A 20,355-nucleotide genomic window follows, 5' to 3' on the forward strand; every position below is an offset into this window, starting at 1 on the left:
CCGATCACGACTCCGTCAACGGCTCACACCGCTCAGCGAACTCCGCTGCCGCCGCGGCCAACTGCCGTGCGAACCGAGCCGCCAGTTTCGCCCCGTCCTCGTGTCCGGCGATCTGCACGGTCACGCGCGCGTCGCCGGATGAGACCACCAGCGACGGGTGTCCAAGCGGACGGTCCACCACTTCCACGTCCGCGTCCGCCTCCGGGTGGAAGAGCACATACAGCCCCATCGTCCCCACCCTCGCGCCCATCAGGACCTGACTCGACCAGGCTCGCACCCAACGAAGGCCGACTCCATACAGATCACCGCTCGACCATCGGACGCACCACTAACCGCAGGTGAGCGCTGTAACCGGCGAGTTACACTCCGAAGTAGTCCAAGCAACAGGGGGTGGACAGGAAGTGAGCACGTCCAAACGGCGCTGTCGCACGTGTGACACCTGGTTGGCCGGCGACAACCAGGGCGCGCAGTGCGGTCCCTGTGCTGCCGTCTCCAAGGTCAGCGCCCCCAAGCTGCCGCCGGAGTTCTGGAACCGCGACACCCTCCGGGAAGCGTTCGAGTCCCGCAGCATCGGCCAGCTCTTCCGCGCATACCGCCAGGCCCAGAACCCCGCCGTCTCCCAGACGACCCTCGCCACCTGGCTCGACCTCACACAGGGCCGCGTGAGCGAGATCGAACGGACCCGCCGCCCGGTAACCGACCTCGAACGCCTCGAACGCTGGTGCGACGCGCTCAACGTGCCGCACCACCTGCGTTGGTTCAACGGCGGCGTTCGCGAGGCTCGCAATGGCCAGACGCAACGTGGCACACCGACCCCCGCCTACGTCCCTCCTCAAGCATGGGCGCCGGTCGACCAAGGCTCGCCCCAACCAGCACACGAGCTGGACATCGTCCACGTGGGCATTCCGCGCCTACGGCGTTCGCTCGACATCCTCGACCTCCCCGAGGATGGCCCCACGCGAAGCCTGTCCGACCTGCGCGCCGACGTGGCCAGGATGACCGAGCACCGCCTGGAAGCCCGCTACGGCGACCTGGTGCGCCACCTACCCGACCTGCTCGGCGAACTGGCCCGAGCCCGCCAACTCCTTACCGCCAGCGAACGCCGCCAGGCCGCCACCCTGCTCACGCTGGCCCTGCGCGCCGCGGACGGCGTGGCCTACAAGTACCGTTACTTCGACCTGTCAGCCCGCCTCATCGACTTCATGCACAGGACCGCCGAGGAGTCCGACGACCCACTGCTGCCAGCGGCGGTGTCCTACGTCCGCACCGAAACGTTCTTCGCCAGCGGCGACCTCCACACAGCCGCCCGCACGCTGGACCAAGCCGCGGACCAGGTCCCCACCCGAGCCCTGAAGCAGGCCACGACCGCAGCGGCGTTCGGATCACTCCACATGCGCGCCGCAGTGGTCGCCGCCCGAGCGGGCAAGGCCGACATAGCCGCCGACCACCTGCTCACCGCCCGATACGCCGTCCACGCCACACCTGAAGGCGTCTACCACGGCACCGCGTTCGGTCCGGCCTCGCTGCGCATCCACGAACTAGCCGTGGCCGCCGAACTCCGCGACCCTGCCGGTATCCAACGAGCGGCTACCTGGCAACCGCCACACCAGCTCCCAGCCGAACGCCGCTCGCACTACTACATCGACCTGGCCCGTGCCCAGCTCGACCTCGGACACCACGAAGAAGCCCATGCGTGCCTCCAGGTTGCCCGCCAAGCGGCCCCCGAGCACGTCCGCACGCACCCGCAGGTACGGCAGGCCCTATCGGCGTTGCTGCGCACCCACCCGTCGCTCAGTTCGGATTTGCTCGACCTGGCCGTGTGGGCCGGCGCTCACTGACCCACCAGACGCCTACGCCGCCGCGAGCAGTTCCGGTAGGTCGTGCAGGGAGTTGATCACCCAGTCAGCATTGCGGCGCACCAGCGGGTCATCCGCCCACAGGTACCCCCAAGGCCCTCGCCGGATGAGCGCGGTCTGCAGCCCGGCCGCCTTCCCCGCGACCACGTCGTTGTCCCGATGATCACCGACGTAGAGCACTTCCCCAGCGACACCCGCAGGCGTCATCCTCACGACCCGCTCGAAGAACCCAGGCGCAGGCTTGGCCACGCCCCACTCCCCGGACGTGGCGATCCCGTCCACCGGCAGGTTCAACCCACGCAACAGCTCGCCCGTACGAGCAGTCTGGTTCCCCGCGACACCAACCCACAGCCCCAGATCCTTCAGCCGCGCCAGTCCGCTCCGTACATCCGGGTACAGGTCCTTGTCCTCAATGGACTCTCCCTGTCCGGCTTCCTCTCGCAACTGCCGCTCGTGGGCCACGTCGAACCCGGGCCGGAAGTACTGGAACGTCTCAGCGTTGTCCCGCCCCGCAGCAGTGACCGCCCCGAGCACGGTGGAGAAGGTGTGCCGGGGCACGCCGATCCAGTCGGCCCACGCACCCCACTCCCGTGAGTCATCCAGCAACGTCTCACCCACGTCGAACACCACCGCAGAGACCATGCCTTACTCCTACGTCATCAGACCCGACCACGCGACAATGCCTCAGCCTCGGCGCTCCATGCACCAGCCCTGACCTCGGTGTTCAGAGTTTCTTTTCTCCATCCAGCCCTGACCTCGGTGTTCAGAGTTTCTTTTCTCCATCAAGGCGGCCCCCTGCGGGGGCCGCTGGCCGTTCGTGCTTGTTCAGGCTGTTGCGGGCGGGCTCCGGCGGTGTTGTCGGTCGCGCCAACGTGGGCCTGGCGGCCCACGGGCGCGACACGCGAGGCACCGGCGCCCGCCCGCAACAGCCCGAGGCCACGACCAGCAGCCCCCACAGGGAACTGCGTGATCGGGCCGTGCTTGTGCTAGAGAGCTGCTTCCGGCGACTGGGCTGGGACGAGCGCCGAGGTGTTGGCTTGGTCGGGCTGGTCTTGGCGCTCGGCTGCCGCACCTGTGGACTGCTCGACGCCTTGACGGCATCGACCAGCCCACAGCCTTGCCCTCGGACTATGAGTTGCGTGGGCTGCCGCTTGCGGCACAGCGTGGAGCTGTCAGGAGTCGTTGGTCGGTGGTTCCTCTGTCAGTCGTTTGCGCAGCGCCTCCGCACGTTGACGGGTTGGAAGTGCATCGGGATTGCCGAGTTCGTCTAGCAGCAGTGCGAGGTTGTTCAGGGACAGGGCGAGGTTGGGCAGGTAGGCATCGGGGTTGACCTCCGCCAGGCGTTCCCAGATGTCGACGGATCGCTGCGCTGGTTCCAGCGCCTGTTGCGGCTGTCCCACCTCAGCCAACCGGTTGGCAAAGTTGTTCAGGGACAGGGCGAGGTTGGGCAGGTAGGCATCGGGGTTGACCTCCGCCAGGCGTTCCCAGATGTCGACGGATCGCTGCGCTGGTTCCAGCGCCTGTTGCGGCTGTCCCACCTCAGCCAACCGGTTGGCAAAGTTGTTCAGGGACAGGGCGAGGTTGGGCAGGTAGGCATCGGGGTTGACCTCCGCCAAGCCCTCCCGGATGTCGACGGATCGCTGCGCTGGTTCCAGCGCCTGTTGCGGCTGTCCCACCTCAGCCAACCGGTTGGCAAAGTTGTTCAGGGACAGGGCGAGGTCGGGCAGGTAGGCATCGGGGTTGACCTCCGCCAGGCGTTCCCAGATGTCGACGGATCGCTGCGCTGGTTCCAGCGCCTGTTGCGGCTGTCCCACCTCAGCCAACCGGTTGGCAAAGTTGTTCAGGGACGTGGCAAGGTCGGACAGGTAGGCACCAGGGTTAACCTCCGCCAAGCCCTCCCGGATGTCGACGGATCGCTGCGCCGGTCCCAATGCCTGCTCACGCCGACCCACATCTGTCAACCGGTTGGCAAAGTTGTTCAGGGACGTGGCAAGGTCGGACAGGTACGCACCAGGGTTAACCTCCGCCAGATCAGAGTAGATGTCGACGACATGTCGCGCGATGCCCAGCGATTCCTCCCGCCGACCCAACTCCGCCAACCGAACAGCGAGGTTATTCAACGACATCGCAAGATTAGGCAGATAGGCAGCCGAGTTAACCTCAGCCAGCCCCTCATAAATTTCGACGACATGTCGCGCGATGCCCAGCGATTCCTCCCGCCGACCCAACTCCGCCAACCGAACAGCGAGGTTATTCAACGACATCGCAAGATTAGGCAGATAGGCAGCCGAGTTAACCTCAGCCAGCCCCTCATAAATTTCGACGACATGTCGCGCGATGCCCAGCGATTCCTCCCGCCGACCCAACTCCGCCAACCGAACAGCGAGGTTATTCAACGACATCGCAAGATTAGGCAGATAGGCAGCCGAGTTAACCTCAGCCAGCCCCTCATAAATTTCGACGACATGTCGCGCGATGCCCAGCGATTCCTCCCGCCGACCCAACTCCGCCAACCGAACAGCGAGGTTATTCAACGACATCGCAAGGTTGGGAAGGTAAGCGTCAGGGTTAGCCTGCGCCAGGTCGGAGTAGATGTCGACGGCGTGCTGCGCGGGACCCAATGACTCCTCCCGCCGACCCAACTCCGCCAACCGAACAGCGAGGTTATTCAACGACATCGCAAGGTCGGGAAGGTAAGCGTCAGGGTTGGCCCGCGCCAGACCTTCTCGGATATCGACGGCATACTGCGCGGGACCCAATGACTCCTCCCGCCGACCCAACTCCGCCAACCGAACAGCGAGGTTATTCAACGACATCGCAAGGTCGGGAAGGTAAGCGTCAGGGTTGGCCCGCGCCAGACCTTCTCGGATATCGACGGCATACTGCGCGGGACCCAATGACTCCTCCCGCCGACCCAACTCCGCCAACCGAACAGCGAGGTTATTCAACGACATCGCAAGGTCGGGAAGGTAAGCGTCAGGGTTAGCCTGCGCCAGGTCGGAGTAGATGTCGACGGCGTGCTGCGCGGGACCCAATGACTCCTCCCGCCGACCCAACTCCGCCAACCGAACAGCGAGGTTATTCAACGACATCGCAAGGTCGGGAAGGTAAGCGTCAGGGTTAGCCTGCGCCAGGTCGGAGTAGATGTCGACGGCGTGCTGCGCGGGACCCAATGACTCCTCCCGCCGACCCAACTCCGCCAAAAGGGTGGCAAAGTTGTTTGATGCGCCCGCCAGGTCCGGAAGTAGTTTCCCTTGATTCTTTTCGATCAAACCATAGTAAAGATCAACAGCGCGCTCCGCAGCCGCCAGAGCGTCAACCCTGCGACCTGATTGATGCAACAACGCAGCCAAGTTGCTGAATGACATCGCAAGGTTTTGCAGATGTTGACTAGGGTCACTCTCCGAAAGTTGTAGATAAATCGAATTAGCCTCCGTCATTGCGGCGAGCGCTTCCTCAACCCGTCCTATCTCCAACGACGCAAAGGCGAAATTATTTAGACTTATGGCGAGGCCATGAGTTTCCGAATCAGGATTTTGCAAGGCGAGCTGACGGCGGATTATTACCGCCTCCCGCATCGAGGTGTAGGCATCTCCACGCCGACCCAAGCTTGAAAGTGCCCGACTTTGCCCGTCGAGCAACTCGGCGCGCATATTAGTGTCGCCTTCGGACACTTCCGCAAGAGCCTGTCGATAATACTTCACCGATTTATCGAGATCTTCAACTACACCATTTAGGAAGAATCTGCCGCGCAGGGCGTCCCCGAGGTCCGCCAAAAGTCGAATACGTGTCCCGCTGTCCACACCAATAGGCCGTGCAAGTACGTCTTCACCAGTGCGAATTGAAGCATTTAGCCGGCTGGTTTCGCCAGCTGACGCAGAGTGCAGGTCGCCAGTGAGGGGACTTACCGATTCTTGAACATTTTTCGCCTTAGTGGGTTCACTCATCGGATCCTCCACCCTTGACGATACGCTTTGCTATCTCACGGTCATACACATCTATAAAACCCACTTTTGATTGCCAGCGAATAAACAGTTTGGACTCGCTCGAGTCGGACTGCATGTCAAAGCTGCCGCTGCTCGCTTGAGAACTATTGTCACTAAATGCGGCAATCTCGACAGATGAGCCATTCCGCCGAGAAGTAAACTGTTCGACATGCGGCACGACGACGTGAGGACTTCCGCTCACGGTCCGTCCATTTGCTGCAATCCAAAGTCGATGAATACCTGCAAAGCTCCCATCCGGGTCGACCTGAATTGCCGACCAGTGCAGCAATTGAAGTGCCACACTCGCCACTTTCGACCATCGGGCTTTTTTACCAACAAGAATTCCGCGTACCGCTTCATGGCTGACGGTGTCGGGCAGATCATCCCTTGCCCTAATCGCGTTACTGATAGTGCGAGTTCCTGGCATACCAGCATTCGCGTACAACACGTGAATCGCAACCGTTAAGTCTCGTTGACCCCCAGGAGGCAAGTCTCCCTCATCGGGCAGGTCCACGGCCAAGGCTTACTCCCCGGCTTGGGTGTCAATAAGTGTCAAGTTGCGTCATAAGATACTACCGCCTCATGGCAGCCCACGACAGTTCGGGTCAACCTTGGCCACGGCCCGACATGGTTAGACTTTGACATCACCGCAGGTCAGACCATTTTTCCAGAGACGCACCGGCGTACCTGGAGGGCCCGTGAAGAAGGCAATTACGGTCTTGACACTGCTATTGATCTTGATCATCCTTGCAGTGGTCGAACCTGAAGCTGTGCAGGCTGTAGCCGATCTGCTGCAGAGCCTGCGCTGGAGGCCTCGCAGCTAGGTTGTCGCAGCTGAGAACCTCGGAGCAGCGCTGAGCTCGTGCCCACCGCAGAGTCAGCGCTGCTCGGAGGACTGCTGTACAGCAGCGAAGTACAGCAACCGCCCCGACCCGAAGAGACCTCAGGTAACCGGCATCGACCGTCCGACCTCGGCAAGGGCCAGCAACGACCTTGCTGCCGACAGTTCGGGACGAAGAGGTCGCAGGTTCAAATCCTGTCACCCCGACACAGGTCAGGGCCTGTCCGAGAAGGTTTCGGACAGGCCCTGAGTCGTCTGTGCAGCAGTGGAGTACGGCAACTCCACCGCCCGGTCTCATCACCCCTCGGACTCGAGTTCTCCTTGCCGGCCCGGATCCTCTCGGCGCGTTCCAGGAGCGGCTGCGCTTCCGCGTGCCGGCCGAGGTCTTTCAGCACCAGGGCGAGGTTGCCCAGGCTGATGGCGACGAACGGGTGGTCCGGGCCGTGCGCGGCCTCGCCGATGGCCAGGGCACGCTCCAAAAGGGGCCGCGCCTGGTTGGCCATGCCTGCTGTCTGGAGGGCGGGATCAGCGCCGGGTTCTCCGCGTTGATCCACCACACCACCTCCAGACGCGCGCCGTGCCGGTGGCAGGACTCCTGCGCCAACTGCGTCTTGCCGACCCCGCCCATCCCGCGCACCGCGTGCACCGCCACCCGCGACCGCGACCGCAGCAACCGCCGCAACTCGCCCAGATCCCCGTCACGACCGGTGAAGTGCGGATTGCGACCCGGCACGTTCCACATCCCGGCCCGTCCCCCGCCGGCCACCGCGGACCGCTCGGGAACCTCCCGGGACGCCAGGAGCTGGACCACCACACCGAGCAGCACCAGCACGCCGAACACCAACCAGACCCGCGGCTGGTCCTTGAACCACTCGGGGGTCTCGTCGGAGGCGTAGTTGGTGACCACGCCGACAGCCGCGCCCAGCAGCACGACCACCACCGCGTTGATCTTCACCTGACGCGAGGCCATGACACCACTATCGGGTCCGACCCGTACCCCGTTCCAGCGACACCCCAAGGCGGACGCGGATCGATACCGCCACTCCGCGGCCAAGCACGAACAGCGTCCGGCGCACTCCGCTCGAACAGGCCGCGCCCGAGCCGGGCGCAATCCCGGGCAACGCCATCGGCGGGGGTTTCCCGGCGGGTAGCCGAAAAATTGCGGGGCGCCGACTACCGGTTCATGCCACTCTCGGGGGAAACGCGCGTGACCGGCGACGGGATCTGCAGGCCGTGGTGGCTGATCATGGGGCTCACCCGTTCCGCGCGCAGCAGCCACGCGGGACGCCGGGCGGTGAGGATGATCGCGAAGAGGGCTCCGCTGCCGATGACCGACGTCGTGACGACGGTGGGCACGCTGCCGTCCGCCCCGCCGAGCACCGCGCCGCCGACGGCCACCACCACGGCGGCCAGGGCCAGCGCCGCCGTGCGGAGCCGGGCGGTCCACACGTACCCGCGACCGGCCCTGACCTCGTCGGACAGCGCGCGCGCCCGGCCGGCCAGCCCGGGGTCGGTCGCGGGCACCCCGGCCAGCCGCCCGGCCACCCGGGCGCACTCGGCGAGCTGGGCGGCGGTCGTGATCTCCGGGAACCCGTCCCGGGTGCGCGAGCGGCAGGTGTCCGCCACGGCCAGCAGGGCGGCGACGAGGCGGTCGTCGGCCTGCGCCGACGGGGCGGCGGCCCGCTCGCGGTCGGCCTGATCCACCGCGTGCCACGCTTCCGCCACGGCGGTGACGCGTTCGTCCATCGGGATCTCCGGAATCTGTGCCAGTGAGGAATTCGTGAACGAAGTGCCCGACGGGAACGTAGCCGAAAAAACCGGTCCGCCGCACGCGAAAGCGGGCGGTGGACCGGTGGGGACGGTCCGGCTCGCCGCCTCGGCCGCGGGCGCCTGCCTGGTGCTGAGCCTCGCGACGGGGCTCGGCGTCCACTACTTCCCGCGCCTCGGGGACGCCCCGACGCCGATCGCCGCCGCGCCGACCACCCCCTCGACCACCTGGACGCACGAGGAGCCGACCACCTCGACGTCGTCCGCGCGGGGCGGCCCGGGGTCCCGGGAGTACCGCACCGACCCCACCGCGCCGGTGCCGTCGGGGTACCGGCGGGTGGCCGGGGCCGGTGTCTCGACCGTCGTGCCGGCGTACTTCCGGCTGGAGATCCCCAAGTCCGCCGTCGCGGCCGACCCCGGCGACGAGGACTTCCAGGCCAGGTTCGGCGGCGACGCGCACGGGCCGGGCAGCCTGTGGGCCGCCGTCGGCGACGGCGCGGCGCAGGTCGCCGCCACCACCACCGACTACCGGCAGGTGGCCCTGGAGGAGGCGTCCTACGACGGGTTCGACGCCGTCGAGTGGGAGTACCGCCACACCACCCGCTCCGGCACCGCCGCGCGGGCCCGCGCCCTGTACTGGCGGGAGCGGGGCGCGGAGTACGTCCTGTACGTCACCAGCCCCGAGCAGCGGTGGGACGAGGCGGTCCGCCTGTTCGACGCGCTGGTCACCCACTGCCGGATCGGCGCCTGAGGAGCGCATCGACCATGGTTTCGACCGAACGGCCCGCCACGGGGCCCGTCGCGGCGCCCGGCGCCGCCCCGGCGGGGGTCCGCGACGAAAGCACCCGCTACCTGTGCGCCGCCGCGCACCTGAGCCGCGACTTCGCCGACGCCGCCATCGGCGAGCTGCTCACCGAGCCCACCCGGCAGGCGGCCCCGGACCCGGGGGTGGACCGGGTCGCGGTGCTGACCGAGTCGCTGGCCGCCCGGCTGCGCACCGACGTGGTGGACGGCCTCGTGCTCCTGCTGCTCGTGGCGGCGGTCGTCTTCGCGCTGCCGCTGGTGGTCGCGTGGAGCCTCGTCGCGCTGCTGCTGAGCCTGCCCAGGATCGTCCGGGCGCGGCGGGCGGCGCGGGAGCGGGCCGGGGTGGGCCGCCGCGCCCGCCCGCTGCGCACGGGCGTCACCGTCGTCCTCCTCGTCTCGCCGCTGATGGGGCTCGGGACCGGGGACACCGGGACGGACGTGTTCGAGGCCGCCGCGGCGGACTGGACCAGCCCGGTGGTGCTCGCCGCCTTCTTCGCGGTGCTGCTGGCCAACCGGCTGGTGATCGAGCACCACGTCGTCCGGCGCTTCGGGCCCCGGCCGCACGCGGGCGAGGCGCCGCGACCGCTGGACCGGTTCCTGCTCCGGCTCGCCCCGGCGCTGCACGACCGCGTCCTGTCGCGGGCGGAGGAGGAGCGGCTCGGTCCGGACGTCACCCCGGGGGACGACCTCGTGCGGCTGCTGGTGCACCGCGGCTACAAGCCGTTCGTCGGCGCGGGCGACATCACCGAGCCGTGGACGGTCGCCATCCCGCTGGAGCGGGCGGGCACGTCGGCCGAGGGCGGCGCGCTGGACACCGCGGCCCTGCTCCGGGGCATCACCGACAAGGTCGCCGACCTGCGCCGGACGGGGTCGCTGGCGCCCAGCCGCAGGCTCCGCGGGCTGACCGTCGAGGACGTGGTGATCGTGTCCGCCCGGGGCCTCGTCGACCACCTGCGCGACCCGGTGAGCAGGCCGTACCTGTGGAGCAACGAGCACCGGCCCTACACCCACGTCTCCCGCCGCCACGCCGAGGAGCTGCGCGACGAGCCGCTGGAGTGGGCGCGCTTCTACCGCTGCTTCTCGGTCGAGACGTGGGACCGCGACCTGGTGCTGTCGGTGTTCGTCCACGTCGCGGTGGACGACTCGACCCTGTACCTGGAGTGGACGCCGTGCGTCCTCAAGCCGGTGAACGCCGAGCTGCGGGCGGTCGACGGCCGGCCCGACTCGCTCGGCGCGCCGATCCGGCAGGCGATCGGGGACCTGGTGCTGCTGCCGGCCAGCGTCGTCACCCGCCTGGTCCGGCTGGTGCGGCGGCCCCGGCCGCTGCCCGCGCGCTCCGGCCGCGCCGACCCCGACCGGTACGGCGCCCTGGCCGGCCTGCGCGAGATGGCCGCCGACGACGACGTCGAGTCGTACTTCCAGCAGGCCGACATCGAGCGCTACGGGCACCTCCTGCGCACGCGGGTGACGCTGGCGGTGTCGGAGCTGCTGCGCGCGGCGGACTACCGGACGGCCTCGTTCGACCAGCAGGTCCAGTCGGTGGTGAACAACACGGTCAACACGGTGACGGTGGCCGACGGCGGGACGCTCACCGGGCACGTCCTGCAAACCGGGAACCTCGACGGCGGCGTGGACATCACTGGTTGACGGCGCACCGCGCCCACCGCCGCGCCGGCGGCGGTGGGCGACCACGGACAGTGTCCCCACCGCATCGCTTCGCTCGATGTAGTGAACTTTCGTCCGCGTAGTCGAACTACGACGTAGCGTGGTCCTCAGCCGAGTGAATGTCACGTTCTGTTGATACAAACGAGTGAAGGTTGACGGTTCAACTCACGGAACGTAACGAGAGAAGAGATCGACGCGAAGACGAGGCGACCGCGTCGGTCACCGACGCCCCAGCCAGGGAGAGCCAGCCATGAGCATCGTCTCCGCGTTCAAGCCCGCCTCCGGCAGCCGGCTCGCCCTCCTCGCCTGGGCCCTCGTGGCGATCGGGGCGGCGGGCCTGGTCACCGCCCTCGCCGCGCCCGTCGCCGGGCTGGTGGCGGGCCTTGCGACAGCCCTGGTCGGGCTCGTCGTCACCGCGCTCGCCAGGGCGTCGCGCACGCTGGACCGGATCCTCGCCGAGGAGCTGGACCGGACCGGGCCCTGAGCCGGCCCCTCCCCCGTTCGGACCTCCCCCGATCGGCCTCGGGCGCGCCACCGCGGCCACCGGCACGATCGAGCCATGGCAGACGACCCGGCGCGAGCCGCCCTGCGCAGGCGCACCTACGACACCGGCGACCTCAGCGCCCTCCCCGTGTTCGCCGGCGGCTACATCAACTTCGGCTACTGGGACGGCGTGCCGCTGGACCGCGACCTCACCGCCGAGCAGCGCGTCGCCTCCCAGGAGGCCCTCTACGACGTGGTGCTCGACGCGCTGGACGTCACCGGCCGCCGGGTGCTGGAGGTGGGGTCCGGGCGCGGGGTCGGGGCGCGGCGGGTGGCGCGGCGCGGGGTCGCGCGCCTGACCGGCCTGGACCTGATGCCCCAGCAGGTCGAGCGCGCCCGGGCGGCGGCGCGGGACGAGCGCGTGGCGTTCGCGGTGGGCTCGGCGTCGGCCATGCCGTTCCCCGCCGACGCCTTCGACCGCCTGCTGTCGGTGGAGGCGGCGCAGCACTTCGAGGACCTGGCCGGCTTCGCGCGGGAGGCCGCCCGGGTGCTCGCGCCGGGCGGGCGGCTCGCCGTCACGACGTTCTTCGCCGAGCGCGACGACGCGGGACCGGCGCTGGCGGAGCTGCTGGAGACGTTCGCCTCGGGGCTCGACCTGGCGCACCCGATCGGCCGGTTCGCCGACGACCTGCGGGCCGCCGGGTTCACCGGCGTGCGGGCCGACCGCCTCGGCGCGCACGTGTGGCCCGGCCTGGACCGCTGGGTCGCGCAGGTGGGCGGGCCCTACGACTGGGGCCGCAACTGGCTCGTCGCCGCCGACCGCGGCCTGCTGGACTACTACCTGGTCACCGCGCGGCAGCCGGCAGCATGGGGGGCGTGACGACGCACCCGACCGCCGAAGTGCCCGACCCGCTGTTCGACGACGCCGAGGCCGAGGCCCGCTGGCGCGCCCGGTTCACCGCGCCGCGGGTCAGCCTGCCCGGCTGGGCGGACGACGCGCCCGACCGCGGCCTGTACCTGTCGAACACCAGCGGCGTCTGGGAGGTCTACGCCTGGGACCGCGGCGCGGGCACCCACCGCAAGGTCACCGACCGCCCGAACGGCACGTCGCACGCCGCGCTGAGCCCGGACGGCGAAGCGGTCTGGTGGTTCGCCGACAGCGACGGCGACGAGTTCGGCGTGTGGGTCAGCGAGCCGTTCGAGCCGGGCGCACCCGCCGCGCCCGCCGTCGAGGGCGTGCCCGCCGGGTACCCGGCGGGGCTGGAGATCGGGCACGGGCTCGTCGTGGTCGGCACCTCCACCGACGAGGGCACCACCGTCCACGTGTCGCGCGGCGGCGGGCCGGCCGAGGTGGTCTACGCGCACGGGAACGACGCCGGGGTCGCCGCGCTGTCCAGGGACGAGACGCTGATCGCGCTGGCGCACTCCGAGCACGGCGACAACCGGCACACGGCGCTGCGCGTGATCACCCCGGACGGCGAGCGGGTCGCGGAGAAGTGGGACGGCCCCGGCAAGGGCCTGGACGCCATCGCGTTCAGCCCGGTGCGCGGCGACAACCGGCTGCTGGTGCTGCACGAGCGGCGGGGCCGGGAGGAGCTGCTGATCTGGGACGTCGTCGCGGGCGCCGAGACCGAGGTCGCCGTCGACCTGCCCGGCGAGATCAGCGCCGACTGGTACGAGGACGCGACGGCGCTGCTCGTCGTGCACACGTTCCGGGCCCGCAACACCCTCCACCGCTACGACCTGGCGACCGGCGCCCTGACCGCCCTGGGCACCCCGCACGGGACGGTCGGCTCGGCGAACGCGCGCCCGGACGGCTCCGTGGAGTACTCGTGGTCCTCGGCCGCGCGGCCGGGCGTCGTGCGGGTGCTCGACGCGGACGGCGACGACCGGGTGCTGCTGGCGCCGCGCGGCCACGAGGCGCCGCCGTCGGTCGGGCTGCGGGACGTCTTCGTCGGCGAGGTGCACGCCCTGGTCGCGCGCCCGGACGGGGCGCCCGACGGGCCGCTGCCGACGGTGTTCAGCCTGCACGGCGGCCCGCACTCGGCCGACGAGGACCGGTTCTCCGCCTACCGGGCGGCGTGGCTGGACGCCGGGTTCGCCGTGGTGCACGTCAACTACCGCGGCTCCACCGGCTACGGCTCGCGGTGGCGGGACGCCATCGAGGGCAGGCCCGGCCTGACCGAGCTGGAGGACGTGGCCGCCCTGCACGACTGGGCGGTGGGCTCCGGGTTCGCCGACCCGGCGAGGTGCGTCGTCAACGGCGCGTCGTGGGGCGGGTACCTGGCGCTGCTCGCGCTGGGCACCCAGCCGGAGCGGTGGGCGGCGGGCGTGGCGGGCGTGCCGGTCGCCGACTACCCGGCCGCGTACGAGGACGAGATGGAGCCGCTGCGCGCGTTCGACCGGGCGCTGTTCGGCGGGTCGCCGGAGGAGGTGCCGGAGCGGTACCGGGAGAGCTCGCCGCTGACCTACGTGGACGCGGTGCGCGCGCCGGTGCTCGTGCTGGCCGGCGAGAACGACCCGCGCTGCCCGATCCGGCAGATCGACAACTACCTGGAGCGGCTGGCGGCGCGCGGCGCGGCGTACGAGGTGTACCGGTACGACGCCGGGCACGGGTCGCTGGTGGTGGCGGAGACCATCCGGCAGACGGCGGCGGAGGTGGCCTTCGCCCGCCGGGTGCTCCGGCGCGTCGGGGCCTCGCGCACCGGCGGGTGACCGCCCCGGGCGGGGGTCCGGCGCGCCGGTGACGTCGGCGGGCGCGACCGGCGGGCCGCCGGCGCGCCGCCCGGTCGGGCGGCGCGCCGGGACCGGTCAAGCCTGCTGGGCCTGCCACATCCAGTGGGCCTGCTCCAGCTGCTTGGTGATCTCGATCATCAGGTCCTGGGTGACCAGGTCGGACTTGTCGGTCTCGTCGACCCGGCTGCGCAACCGCTCGATCAGCGCGGCGAGGGCGGCCACCACCGCGGACACCACCTCGTCCTCCTTGAGCCAGTTCTCCGGGAAGTCCGGCACCCCGGAGGTCTCGGCCACGGTGCGGGCCTTGCCGTTGGGCGAGATGCCCAGGGCCGAGGCCCGTTCGGCGACCTCGTCGGTGTAGGTGCGCGCCATGGTCACCAGCTCGTCGAGCTGGAGGTGGACGCTGCGGAAGTTCTTGCCGACCACGTTCCAGTGCGCCTGCTTCGCGGCGAGCGACAGGTCGATCAGGTCGACCAGCGTGGCCTGCAACACCGCGCCGACGGATGCCTTGTCCGCGTCGGACAGCGGACTGGTGATCGGGGACTTGCCCATGGTGCTAGCGCCTCCTTCAGACGGTGGCGGTCAGAGCCACCTCGACGTTGCCGCGCATGGCGTTGGAGTACGGGCAGATGCGGTCGGCCAGGGCCACCAGCTCCTCCGCCGCGGACTGCTCGACGCCGGGGAGGTGCGCCCGCAGGTCGACGGTCAGCTGGTAGCCGCCGGCGCCGTCCGGGCCGATGCCGACCCGCGCGGCGACCGTCGTCTCGCCCAGCGGCACCTTGCTCTGGCGGCCGGCGACCCGCAGCGCGCTGTGGAAGCACGCCGCGTAGCCGGCGGCGAACAGCTGCTCCGGGTTGGTCCTGGGACCGCCGGCGCCGCCCAGCTCCTGCGGCGTGGTGAGCTGCTCGTCGAGCACACCGTCCGAGGAGCGGACCTCGCCGTTGCGGCCGTCGCCGGTCGCCGTCGCCTCCGCCGTGTAGAGCACCTGCATGAACGCTCTCCCTTGAGCTGGTGGCGGACTGCCGCCCGCCAGGGCCCCGGCCGGAGCCGGGTCACACCGGGTCGTGTGTCAGCTCGCGCCCTGACGGAGGCGTACCCCTCAAGTAGAACCGTCAACCGGCGTGTGACGCGGCGAACTCCGCCACCTGTCGCCCGATAGTGCGCAGATTGCCCGCGACCGTGTGGTCGGAGCAGCCGCCTTCGAGGTCGAAGTCGACCTCGCCGGAGTTGATCGCGGCGCCCAGCGGCGTGGGCCAGCCGCGCAGGGCGTGCACGATCGAGCGCAGCGCGGTCAGCGTCGTCACCGACGCCTGCCAGCCGCGCGCCGCGGCGACGCAGCCGACGGCCCGGCCGTCGAGGTAGGGCCGCTCGTCCCCGCGGAGGTCCTCGACGTAGTCCAGGGCGTTCTTGACCAGGCCCGACACCGTGCCGTGGTAGCCGGGCGAGACGAGCACGACGCCGTCGGCGCGGCGCAGGGCGTCGACCAGGCGGCGGGCGTTGGCCGGCCGGTCCGGGATCGACGGGTCGTAGAACGGCAGCACGAGCTCGGGCCCCGCCACCTCGATGACCTTCGCGCCCGCGTCCGCCGCTCCGGACAGCGCGATGCGCATGGCGCGCTCGGATTGCGAGTTCGAGCGCAGCGAACCGCCGATGCCCACGACCGTGACCGTCATGGTCCCGATCCTGCCACCTCCACCTAGCTGGAGGTCCATTCCGGGCCGGGTGGCTTACCCGCTAGTAGCGTGCAGCCCATGTCGAAGTTCGCCGAGTCGCTCCTCCCCGGCGCCCTGGCCGGCGCCCTGCGCTTCGCGTTCGGCCTGCCCGCGCCGCTGCGCAGGTTGATCGCGGGCCGCCCGATCACGCTCGACGGCCAGCGCCTGCACCCCGAGGCGCAGCTGCTGCTGCGGCTCGGGCAGCTCGGCGGCGGGGACCGGCGGGCGACCACGCCCGCCGCCGACCGCTCGGCGCTGGCCAGGAGCACCGCGCTGGTCTCCGGCCCGGTCATCGGGGGCGTGGCGGTCCGCGCGGTCGACATGGCCGGCGTGCGCGGCCGGTGCTACACCCCGCGCGGCCTGGCCGAGGGCTCGCCGCTGCTGGTCTTCTACCACGGCGGCGGGTGGGTCAGCGGCGACCTGGACAGCCACGACAACCTGTGCCGGTACCTGGCCGCGCAGGCCGGCGTCCGGGTGCTGTCGGCGGACTACCGGCTCGCGCCCGAGCACCCGTTCCCGGCGGCGGCCGACGACGCGGCGACCGCTTACCGGTGGGCCGTCGAGCACGCGGCGGAGCTGCGCGCCGACCCCGCGCGCGTCGCGCTCGGCGGGGACAGCGCGGGCGGCAACCTCGCGGCGGTGACGGCGCTGCACGCGGGCGCGGTGAAACCGGTGTTCCTGCTGCTGTTCTACCCGGCGGTGGACGCCACGGCGCGGCGGCGGTCGCGGGAGCTGTTCGGCGACGGGTTCTTCCTCACCGACCGGAAGATGGACTGGTTCCTGGACCACTACGCGCCCTCCCCCGACGCGCACCGCGACCCGCGGCTGTCCGTGCTGCTCGCGGAGGACCTCAGCGGGCTGCCGCCGACCTACCTGGCGACCGCGGGCTTCGACCCGCTGCGCGACGAGGGCGAGGCGTTCGCGGCGAAGCTGGCGGAGCAGGGCGTCCCGGTGGTGCTGCGGCGGCACGAGGGGCTGTTCCACGGGTACGCGAACGTCCTGGGCGTGGGCGGCGTGTTCCGGGAGGCGGTGGCGGAGGCCGTGGGCGCGCTGCGGACGGGGCTGGCGCTGGCGAACACCCGCCAGGGGGTCGGCGAGACGGCCTGACGCGCGGGCCGGTCCGGGCACGGCGGAGGGGAGGGGCGCCGGGCGCCCCTCCCCCGCGGTGTCGCCGGGTCCTACTTGTCGAAGGCGGCGGCGATCTTGTCGCCGGTCTCCTTGTCGATGTTGCGCCAGTACTCGAAGACGCGCTCCAGCACCGGGGCGGACACGCCCTTGCTCGCGTGCTGGACCACGTTGTGCACCAGGCGCGCGCGCTGCTCGTCGTTCATGACCTCGCGGACCAGCGTGCCGGCCTGGCCGAAGTCGTCGTCCTCCGCGTGCAGCTTGTACGCCGAGCGGATGACCTCGTCCTCGATGCCGTAGGTCGCCACCGTCTCACCGGCCTCCGCGGCGGAGGCGTGCGGGCCGCCGTAGGAGTTCGGGGCGTACACCGGGTCGGCGTGGTTGGTGTACCGCATCGACCCGTCCTTGCTGTACGAGTTCACCTGCGACTTCGGGCGGTTCACCGGCAGCTGGTTGTAGTTGGTGCCGATGCGGTACCGCTGGGTGTCCGGGTAGGAGAACAGGCGGCCGATCAGCATCTTGTCCGGGGACGTGCCGATGCCCGGCACCAGGTTGCTCGGCGAGAACGCCGCCTGCTCGATCTCCGCGAAGTGGTCCGACGGGTTGCGGTCCAGGACCAGCTTGCCGACGGTGATCAGCGGGTAGTCCGCGTGCGGCCACACCTTGGTCACGTCGAACGGGTTGAAGCGGTAGTCCGCCGCGTCCGCGTAGGGCATGACCTGCACCTTCAGCGTCCACGTCGGGAAGTCGCCGCGCTCGATGGCGTCCCACAGGTCGGTGCGGTGCGCGTCGACGTCCTCACCGGCGAGGCGGGCGGCCTCTTCGATGGTCAGGGTCTCGACGCCCTGGTCGGTCTTGAAGTGGTACTTGATCCAGAACTTCTCGCCGCCGGCGTTCTCCCACAGGAAGGTGTGCGAGCCGTAACCGTTCTGGTGGCGCCAGGACTTGGGGATGCCGCGGTCGCCCATCAGCCACGCCACCTGGTGCGCGGTCTCGGTCCGCAGGGTCCAGAAGTCCCACTGCATGTCGTGGTCGCGGCGGCCGGTGTCGACGCGGCGCTTCTGCGAGCGGATGAAGTCCGGGAACTTGATCGGGTCGCGCAGGAAGAAGATCGGGGTGTTGTTGCCGACCAGGTCGTAGTTGCCCTGCGGGGTGTAGAACTTCAGCGCGAAGCCGCGCGGGTCGCGCCAGGTGTCGGGCGTGCCCAGCTCGCCGGCGACGGTCGAGAAGCGCAGCAGCAGCTCGGTCTTCACACCCGGCTGGAACAGGCCGGCCTTCGTGAAGGCGCTGACGTCCTCGGTCGTCTCGAAGTACCCGAAGGCGCCGCCGCCCTTGGCGTGCACGACCCGCTCGGGGACGCGCTCGCGGTTGAACTGCGCGCTCTTCTCGATCAGGTAGTGGTCCTGCAGCAGGATCGGGCCGTTGGCGCCGGCGGTCAGCGAGTGGTCGTCACTCGCGACCGCGTTGCCGGAGTTGTTGGTCGTGTGACGCGCTTCGGTCACGCTGGTTGCTCCTTCATCGGGGTGCGGCAGTCAGGGCACAGCCCCCAGAACAGCACCTCGGCCTCGTCCACGGCGAAGCCGACCGTGTCGGAGGGCTCCAGGCAGGGCGCCGCCCCGTGGACGCAGTCCACGTCCTCGGTCCGCCCGCAGCGCCTGCACACGAGGTGGTGGTGGTTGTCGCCGGTCCGCGTCTCGAACCGCGCCGGGTGACCGGCGGGCTCGATGCGGCGCACCAGCCCGGTCCGCGAGCACGCGTGCAGCACGTCGTAGACGGCCTGCGTGGACACGGTCCCCAACCTGGCCCGGACGCCCTCGGCGACCTGGTCGGCGGTCGCGTGGGGGTGCCCGGCGAGCCACTCGAGCACCGCGAGCCGGGGCGCGGTGATCCGCAGCCCGGCGTCCTTGAGAAGCTCACGTGGTCCTGGGGTCATGGCTGCACCACTCCATCATGTTTTCTGGAACCGGTCAAGAAAACGAACGGTTAAACCTCTTGCCGGGACGAGTGAAGATGGGCTGGTGAACCTCGCGCCCTACCTCGCCGTCCTGCGCACGCCTCGGGTGCCCTCCCTGATGCTCCTGATGCTGTTCGCCCGGATACCCGCGACGGCGGCGGGCATGACCATCACCATGCACGTCCTGCTCACGCTGGACCGCGGTTACGGCGCCGCGGGCCTGGTCGGCGCCATGGCCACGGTCGGCATCGCGGTCGGCGCGCCCCTGATGGGGCGGCTCACCGACCGGCGCGGCCTGCGGACGATGCTGCTGGTCTCGATGGTGTCCGAGGGCCTGTTCTGGTTCGTCGCGCCCGCGCTGCCCTACGCGGTGCTGCTGGTCACGTGCTTCGTCTTCGGCATCTTCGTCATGCCGGTCATGCAGATCGGCCGCCAGGTCGTCACCGCGCTGGTCGGCGAGTCCGGGCGGCGCACGGCGCTGGCGATGGACTCCATGGCGGTCGAGGTGGCGTTCATGGCCGGGCCGGCGCTCGGCGTGCTGCTGACCACGCAGTGGAGCAGCCGGGTCGCGATGTGGTCGATCGGCGCGTGCATGGTGGTGTTCGGGCTGGTCCTCTACGCCGTGGACCCGCCGGTGCGCGACGAGGGCGAGCGCGGCGCGACCGTGCCGCGCTCGCGGTGGCTGACCGGTCGGCTGGTGGGCGTGCTGATCAGCGCGGGCGGCGCGACGTTCGTGCTGTCCGGCGTGGAGGTCGCGGTCGTCGCGAGCATGCGCGGCCTGGGGCTGACCGACTGGACGGGCGCGCTGATCGTCGTCATGTGCGTGGCGTCGCTGGTCGGCGGCTTCGTCTACGGCGGGCTGCACCGGGTGCCGCCGGTGTGGGCGCTGATGGGCGCGATGGGCCTGCTGGCCGTGCCGATCGGGCTGTTCGGGGCGTCGCCCTGGGTGCTGGCGGCGGCGCTGGTCCCGATGAACCTCCTGTGCGCGCCGACCATCGCGGGCACCGGCGAGGCGATCACGCAGCTGACCCCCGGCTCGGCCCGCGGCGAGGCGATGGGGTTGCAGGGGTCGGCGTTCACGCTCGGCGCGGCGGTGGGCGCGCCGCTGGCGGGCTTCGTCATCGACCACTCATCACCTGCCTGGGGTTACTTCGTCGCGGGGGTCGGCGCGGTGGTGATCGCGGCGGGTTCCCTGGTGCTGGGCTCGGCGGTCGGGGGAGCCGACCGCGCGGCAGCGGTCGTGGTGGAACGCTAGCCGCCGGCGACCCCGGAAGTCGCCGGCCCGGACGAGCGTCGACCGGATGGCGGCGCGGCCGGGAACCGCCCGGGCGCAGCGGGGCGGGGCAGGACGGGGCGGTGGCCGGGCCGAGTGGCCCAGGGACCGGCCCGGCCGAGGCCCGCTTGCGACTTCGCGGGCGAACCCGGT

The 20,355-nt window shown here is 70.3% G+C and carries 20 protein-coding genes; 8 read left to right on the forward strand and 12 right to left on the reverse strand.

Going from position 1 to position 20,355, the window contains the following annotated elements:
- Positions 1–4: 4 nt before the first annotated feature.
- Entirely contained in the window at positions 5–229 is a 225-nt protein-coding gene (locus JOE68_RS13825) for a hypothetical protein (RefSeq protein ID WP_204842751.1), read from the reverse strand.
- Between the two features lie 172 nt (positions 230–401).
- On the opposite strand from JOE68_RS13825, the gene JOE68_RS13830 reads away from it, so the two are divergent.
- A complete protein-coding gene (locus JOE68_RS13830; RefSeq protein WP_204842752.1) occupies positions 402–1,838 on the forward strand; it encodes a helix-turn-helix domain-containing protein in 1,437 nt (478 codons plus the stop codon).
- A gap of 12 nt (positions 1,839–1,850) precedes the next feature.
- Here JOE68_RS13830 and JOE68_RS13835 read toward each other — a convergent pair whose 3' ends face one another.
- From JOE68_RS13835 to JOE68_RS13860, 6 genes are all read right to left on the reverse strand, one after another.
- Complete coding sequence (locus tag JOE68_RS13835; protein ID WP_204842753.1) at positions 1,851–2,498, reverse strand: HAD family hydrolase; 648 nt, start codon at positions 2,496–2,498, stop codon at positions 1,851–1,853.
- A 530-nt stretch (positions 2,499–3,028) separates the two neighbouring features.
- Positions 3,029–5,803 (reverse strand): tetratricopeptide repeat protein, encoded by a 2,775-nt coding sequence (locus JOE68_RS13840; RefSeq protein WP_204842754.1) that lies wholly within the window; start codon positions 5,801–5,803, stop codon positions 3,029–3,031.
- On the reverse strand, positions 5,796–6,356 hold the full coding sequence (locus JOE68_RS13845; protein WP_204842755.1) for a hypothetical protein: 561 nt from the start codon (positions 6,354–6,356) through the stop codon (positions 5,796–5,798). The genes JOE68_RS13840 and JOE68_RS13845 overlap by 8 nt, the downstream gene beginning before the upstream one ends.
- A 515-nt stretch (positions 6,357–6,871) precedes the next feature.
- Entirely contained in the window at positions 6,872–7,186 is a 315-nt protein-coding gene (locus tag JOE68_RS32460) for a tetratricopeptide repeat protein (RefSeq protein WP_372443292.1), read from the reverse strand.
- Positions 7,072–7,653, reverse strand: a complete 582-nt coding sequence (locus JOE68_RS13855; protein WP_204842757.1) for a hypothetical protein — start codon at positions 7,651–7,653, stop codon at positions 7,072–7,074. Before JOE68_RS13855 ends, JOE68_RS32460 begins: the two co-directional genes overlap by 115 nt.
- 203 nt (positions 7,654–7,856) lie before the next feature.
- The gene (locus JOE68_RS13860; protein ID WP_204842758.1) at positions 7,857–8,429 is read right to left on the reverse strand and encodes a hypothetical protein; all 573 of its coding nucleotides are present in this window, start codon (positions 8,427–8,429) and stop codon (positions 7,857–7,859) included.
- 106 nt (positions 8,430–8,535) lie between these two features.
- On the opposite strand from JOE68_RS13860, the gene JOE68_RS13865 reads away from it, so the two are divergent.
- The 5 genes from JOE68_RS13865 to JOE68_RS13885 all read left to right on the forward strand — a co-directional run bounded on the left by JOE68_RS13865 (position 8,536) and on the right by JOE68_RS13885 (position 14,117).
- Positions 8,536–9,201, forward strand: a complete 666-nt coding sequence (locus tag JOE68_RS13865) for a serine/threonine kinase C-terminal domain-containing protein (RefSeq protein ID WP_204842759.1) — start codon at positions 8,536–8,538, stop codon at positions 9,199–9,201.
- A gap of 14 nt (positions 9,202–9,215) precedes the next feature.
- Positions 9,216–10,901: an AbeC-like domain-containing protein gene (locus JOE68_RS13870; protein WP_204842760.1), complete on the forward strand. Its 1,686-nt coding sequence runs from the start codon at positions 9,216–9,218 to the stop codon at positions 10,899–10,901.
- 268 nt (positions 10,902–11,169) lie between these two features.
- Entirely contained in the window at positions 11,170–11,403 is a 234-nt protein-coding gene (locus JOE68_RS13875) for a hypothetical protein (RefSeq protein ID WP_204842761.1), read from the forward strand.
- 75 nt (positions 11,404–11,478) lie between these two features.
- On the forward strand, positions 11,479–12,282 hold the full coding sequence (locus JOE68_RS13880; protein WP_204842762.1) for a class I SAM-dependent methyltransferase: 804 nt from the start codon (positions 11,479–11,481) through the stop codon (positions 12,280–12,282).
- Positions 12,279–14,117: a S9 family peptidase gene (locus JOE68_RS13885; protein WP_346038711.1), complete on the forward strand. Its 1,839-nt coding sequence runs from the start codon at positions 12,279–12,281 to the stop codon at positions 14,115–14,117. The genes JOE68_RS13880 and JOE68_RS13885 overlap by 4 nt, the downstream gene beginning before the upstream one ends.
- A gap of 96 nt (positions 14,118–14,213) precedes the next feature.
- Here JOE68_RS13885 and JOE68_RS13890 read toward each other — a convergent pair whose 3' ends face one another.
- From JOE68_RS13890 to JOE68_RS13900, 3 genes are all read right to left on the reverse strand, one after another.
- The gene (locus JOE68_RS13890; protein ID WP_204842764.1) at positions 14,214–14,690 is read right to left on the reverse strand and encodes a Dps family protein; all 477 of its coding nucleotides are present in this window, start codon (positions 14,688–14,690) and stop codon (positions 14,214–14,216) included.
- Between the two features lie 16 nt (positions 14,691–14,706).
- On the reverse strand, positions 14,707–15,129 hold the full coding sequence (locus tag JOE68_RS13895; RefSeq protein ID WP_204842765.1) for an organic hydroperoxide resistance protein: 423 nt from the start codon (positions 15,127–15,129) through the stop codon (positions 14,707–14,709).
- A 121-nt stretch (positions 15,130–15,250) separates the two neighbouring features.
- A complete protein-coding gene (locus JOE68_RS13900; RefSeq protein WP_204842766.1) occupies positions 15,251–15,811 on the reverse strand; it encodes an NADPH-dependent FMN reductase in 561 nt (186 codons plus the stop codon).
- 78 nt (positions 15,812–15,889) lie between these two features.
- Here JOE68_RS13900 and JOE68_RS13905 point away from each other — a divergent pair, with 78 nt between their 5' ends.
- Positions 15,890–16,957: an alpha/beta hydrolase gene (locus JOE68_RS13905; protein ID WP_204842767.1), complete on the forward strand. Its 1,068-nt coding sequence runs from the start codon at positions 15,890–15,892 to the stop codon at positions 16,955–16,957.
- A 71-nt stretch (positions 16,958–17,028) separates the two neighbouring features.
- Here JOE68_RS13905 and JOE68_RS13910 read toward each other — a convergent pair whose 3' ends face one another.
- Together JOE68_RS13910 and JOE68_RS13915 are read right to left on the reverse strand one after the other, a co-directional pair.
- Positions 17,029–18,477: a catalase gene (locus JOE68_RS13910; protein ID WP_204842768.1), complete on the reverse strand. Its 1,449-nt coding sequence runs from the start codon at positions 18,475–18,477 to the stop codon at positions 17,029–17,031.
- Entirely contained in the window at positions 18,474–18,908 is a 435-nt protein-coding gene (locus JOE68_RS13915; protein WP_204842769.1) for a Fur family transcriptional regulator, read from the reverse strand. Before JOE68_RS13915 ends, JOE68_RS13910 begins: the two co-directional genes overlap by 4 nt.
- A gap of 85 nt (positions 18,909–18,993) precedes the next feature.
- Between JOE68_RS13915 and JOE68_RS13920 the strand changes: the two genes are divergently transcribed.
- Positions 18,994–20,184: an MFS transporter gene (locus tag JOE68_RS13920; RefSeq protein ID WP_204842770.1), complete on the forward strand. Its 1,191-nt coding sequence runs from the start codon at positions 18,994–18,996 to the stop codon at positions 20,182–20,184.
- Positions 20,185–20,355: the final 171 nt, after the last annotated feature.

The organism is Saccharothrix algeriensis, assembly GCF_016907655.1.
Lineage (GTDB): Bacteria > Actinomycetota > Actinomycetes > Mycobacteriales > Pseudonocardiaceae > Actinosynnema > Actinosynnema algeriense.